Source organism: Companilactobacillus suantsaicola, from assembly GCF_004745525.1.
Lineage (GTDB): Bacteria > Bacillota > Bacilli > Lactobacillales > Lactobacillaceae > Companilactobacillus > Companilactobacillus suantsaicola.
In genome coordinates, this window is sequence record NZ_RKLY01000057.1 from 1 (window position 1) to 4,248 (window position 4,248).

The window sequence follows — 4,248 nt, forward strand, 5'->3', positions numbered from 1 at the left end:
ATAACTGATTTTTACGTCTTGGTGTTTTTTTATTTAGTTTTTCTTAAGGTGGCTAACTTGATTATAAAATTCGCCAATAAGATATAATTATTACAATAATAAAAAAAGCTAATCACAAGGATTAGCTCACCAACAAAATCTATTCAGACTCACGATTGAGGCTAGAGATGTAGGAGATCTCTGGTCTCTTTTCAATTACAAAAGTATTGTAACTGGAATCATTTACAGAAGTCAATTATCAACTTTCTTTTTTGTACCACTCTTTTACTGCTGAAATATCTGCAACCGGTTGATAACTAATAGCAAAGTTGCGCTCCGAATTACCCGAACGAACACTCAAATCAATCGCTGATAAGTGCTTCTTCTCTAACCAAATGCTCTCTTTTTTCTCTAACATTTGAATACTAGTTTTGGGAATGTAAGCCACCTCTTTGGTCATCAAAGAATTGCTTTGCATCACTAATAAACTGCCAGAAAGCTTGACTTTCGACCGCTTGGCGGACAAATATGCTGGCACGTACCAAAATAGTAATCCCAAAATGATTAATATTCCACAAATCCATGGGGAAAACTTCAATAGCCAAACTAACAAAGCAACTGTCACCAAGGCAAATGGCGTGGCATTTCTAAATTTGTAGAAATAAGTTTTCTTTTGAGCTTGAACAGAAATTTTTTCAACTGGCACCTGTGGAAAAAAGCGTTGGAAAAAGGCATCGATCTCACTGACATTGATTACCGGCATAACAACAATATCCTCTTCCGTATCCCCTTCACTGGAGTTCGAAACTATTACCAATTGAATCGTGGCAATCTTCAAAGCGCTCCGCAAAAGCGGCTGTCTGATGACGATTGCTTGAATTCTTTTCATCGAAATATTAGTTTTAATCGTCTTAAAAAATCCCCGTGACATCTTCAATTGGCCGCTTTCTTCAACCAATTGAAAATGATAATATTGGACGAATAATTTAAAAATCGAAACCAAATAAAAAATCACCAAAACTAAAATGGCTAAAAATATCATCAAGAAAATATTCAAATGCGCTAACCGATTGGAAACTCCGGCGGTGATTTGTTTGTCGATCATGTTTTGGAAATTTCCATACAGCGCGAACACGGCCAACAATCCACTGAAAAAAGCTGGAGAGGTGGCGGAATACTTCCATAATTCACCCGTCGAAATAGCGTAACTGTTATCTTGATGCTTAACTTCTTCAATTTCTTCAGAATGATTACGCAAGTGATTGATTTTCGTTCGTAAAGTCGTCGGCACAGCCTTCAAAGAGACCTCGGGTTTTTCCGAATGCCCGGCGGTTTCGATTTCCAATTCTTCCAAACCAAATGGTTTCAAAAAGAACCACTGGTTACTAGTAACGTTTTGAATCCGATCGAAGGGCACATGATTGACTTTTTTCACGAAAATTCCATTTCGAATGATGATTTCGCTAGGCAAAATTTGGTACGTGAAGGTCCAGTAATTCAAAAACGTCACCGCCAACACTAATACTAATAACCCCACAACGATTTCAATCAGATAGACTAGCGACAAGGTTTTAAGCAACCCAAAGAATAAGACTATCAATGGAAAAATGGAACCTTTTATCGACTGGTACAGAAATAAAATTAAGGCTATTGGATGGACTCGTTTTGGTTCAGAGGTCATTTTTCGCCTCCCGTGCTAATTCCATGATCAATTCCTTGATCTCATTAGCCTCAGAAGTTTTCAAACCGTCGATTTCACTAGCCCCAGCTGCTGTTTCGACTACAACTTTTTGCAAGTCCTTTAAACGCAAAATTGGTCCTTGCTTTAAAGTAACATTTTGAACTCGGGCAATCGGTATGACGATTTGTTTGCGAAAAAAATAGCCGTGATGCAATTCTACTTGGCGTCCGTCCACAAAGTAAGTCCAATAATTCCAATGGTAATTGATCAAAAGTAATTCCGTGATCAACCAAATCAGATTAATAAGTGCGATTGCAATTCCCACGATCAAAAAGATTTTTTTCATCCCCGTTGGTACAAAAATCCTGCCAACAAAAATGGCAATTACAATCACGAACCAAATTGCAAAATCAATTAGCGCGTTGATCTTCCACGTTTGTTTAATATCAGCTGGCAGTCGCTTTATCTTGTCCATATGATTCCCCCCTAATTAGTGATAGCTTATCATACACAGAGACGATGACCAAATTGCAATAATGGTGTTATCATTCCGTCTTCCGCACAAAACCTGTGATGGACTGGAACGCTGCCGGCACTATTTTGAGCTTTTGCAAAGTACGCAAAATCTCAAAACTAGGCCTTCTTGTAAGTGCTAAAGCACTAACAAGAATTTGGCGGCTGAGCCATCACAGGTTTTGTGCTCCAGACTAAATAACATCATTTATTCTTTGTCTCATTTTATTCAAAAACAATCGAATATATCAATGCGACAAATATCACTAATGAAAAATCCTTTATTTTTATATATCCAAACTAAAACATTGTCATTTATTCTTTGTCTCATTTAATTCTAAATAAAAACAGCACCTATTCTGAACTTGTATCTGGACTGAATTACAGTCTGAATATGCAGAATAGGTGCTTTATTAATTTATATAATTAAATCTTTACGACAGCGACTCCTATCAATCCGGGGCCGGTGTGTACTCCTAGTGCTGGGCCGACTTGTTCGGTGAATTCTTGTTCACCTTTGATGCCATTATCGTGTAGAAGATCTAACATGTGTTGTCCGCCAACTGAATCAGCTCCGTGACCAATACCAATTAGGTACTTATCACCATCGTTGATGAATTTCTTGGCGTAGTCTAGCATCATTTTTTGACCTTTTTTCATTCCGCGAGCTTTGGCAGCAATCGTGTAAGTTCCCTCTGGAGTACAGGTTACGATTGGAGCAAGTTTCAACATTCCGCCGACAGTGGCAGCAACGGCACTGATTCGACCTCCTGCTCGTAAGTAAGTCAAAGTTGGAATACAGAAGTAGACCATTGCATTTTGGCACATCTTTTCCACAGCTGCGGCTACCTCTTCCAAAGATTTGCCAGCGTCAATTAAGTTCTTAGCACCGATTGCAATTAACCCAGAGCAGATGGCAACTTGTTTCGTGTCGAAGTACTTGGTTACAAAGCGCTCATCCTCATCCAAGAAAACTTTCAAAAAGTTGAAGGTTCCACTTAGTCCTGAAGAAACCGAGATAGAAATAATTTGTGAATAGCCATCACGCGCTATTTTATCCAGGGTGTTTTGAATCGATTCGCCAGAAGGTAGTGAAGTCTTAGGAATTTCGACGGGCAAATTTTGATAAACTTCTTCGGCTGAAATATCGACGCGGTCCGAGTAAGTTTTATCGTGGTAGGCAATTTGCATTGGTAATTCATAAATACCAGCTTTTTTAAGATATTCTTTTGGTAAATCACAACAAGAATCTACCAATACAGCGATTTGTTCCATATTAATTAACTCTTTTCGTCTTGTTTAGTGTTTTCAATCATGAGAATTTTTTTCGTGATCAGCTTTGTGGCAAAAGCTATCGTGACCATCTCAACCATCAAGTAAGCGGAAGATTGACCTTTTTCAGACAAAACTTGGCCGCTTTCTCGATGGTTCAACATTTTCAAAGCTTGTTCCTGTTTCTCACAGAAGAAATCAAAAGCTTTGGCGATGCCACCGTTCAACTTAGTTTGAACTTCTAAGCCAGCTTGGATTTCATTGATCGAAACGACCTGCTTCAAAAATGTGATAGCAATCAAATATGCTAAATGTTCACGTGTATAACGCTTTTTTTCAGGATGTGGCATTAAGCCATTTTTAACATAATTATTAACCATCGATGTTGTTACAACTGGTCCGTCTTCCAACCAAATTGGTTCAATATATTTATCAACCAATGTTAATAGTTGGTCACGATATAGATTAAGTTCTGGAAGATCCTCAAACCTAGGTAAACGATAATCCTCCATTTTATCCAACCATTCTTGTAACTCATCCATGATTAAGCACCCCTTTTTTGTAATTACAATTATAATTTATCATAGTTATCTTAACTGTGCAATCTAGTTTTTAAAACTAGATGCGGATTGTAATGAGACAATATGGAGTACTTCTTTATGTTGGTAAGCTGTTGAAGGCCGTCTTCCGCACAAAACCTGTGATGGACTGGAATGCACTCGTCCTTGTCAAGTTGACATTTTCTTGGCTCAAATAATATAACTTTTTAAGCGACCTCACCCCAAAATTCTTCGTTGGTGAGG

General features: G+C 38.1%; 4 protein-coding genes. All 4 read right to left on the reverse strand.

Annotated features, from left to right (window positions below; translation table 11 throughout):
• Nucleotides 1-238: 238 nt before the first annotated feature.
• On the reverse strand, nucleotides 239-1,660 hold the full coding sequence (locus tag EGT49_RS12260; protein WP_135374684.1) for a PH domain-containing protein: 1,422 nt from the start codon (nucleotides 1,658-1,660) through the stop codon (nucleotides 239-241).
• A complete protein-coding gene (locus EGT49_RS12265) occupies nucleotides 1,650-2,135 on the reverse strand; it encodes a PH domain-containing protein (RefSeq protein WP_135374686.1) in 486 nt (161 codons plus the stop codon). The genes EGT49_RS12260 and EGT49_RS12265 overlap by 11 nt, the downstream gene beginning before the upstream one ends.
• 464 nt (nucleotides 2,136-2,599) lie before the next feature.
• Entirely contained in the window at nucleotides 2,600-3,448 is an 849-nt protein-coding gene (locus EGT49_RS12270; RefSeq protein ID WP_135374688.1) for a DegV family protein, read from the reverse strand.
• A 5-nt stretch (nucleotides 3,449-3,453) separates the two neighbouring features.
• Entirely contained in the window at nucleotides 3,454-3,987 is a 534-nt protein-coding gene (locus EGT49_RS12275) for a DUF1836 domain-containing protein (protein ID WP_135374690.1), read from the reverse strand.
• Nucleotides 3,988-4,248: the final 261 nt, after the last annotated feature.

Bases quoted from the DNA above. Each gene is read 5' to 3' on its own strand.
- EGT49_RS12260 (WP_135374684.1), bottom strand. From the start codon at position 1,660: ATGACCTCTGAACCAAAACGAGTCCATCCAATAGCCTTAATTTTATTT.
- EGT49_RS12265 (WP_135374686.1), bottom strand. From the start codon at position 2,135: ATGGACAAGATAAAGCGACTGCCAGCTGATATTAAACAAACGTGGAAG.
- EGT49_RS12270 (WP_135374688.1), bottom strand. From the start codon at position 3,448: ATGGAACAAATCGCTGTATTGGTAGATTCTTGTTGTGATTTACCAAAA.
- EGT49_RS12275 (WP_135374690.1), bottom strand. From the start codon at position 3,987: ATGGATGAGTTACAAGAATGGTTGGATAAAATGGAGGATTATCGTTTA.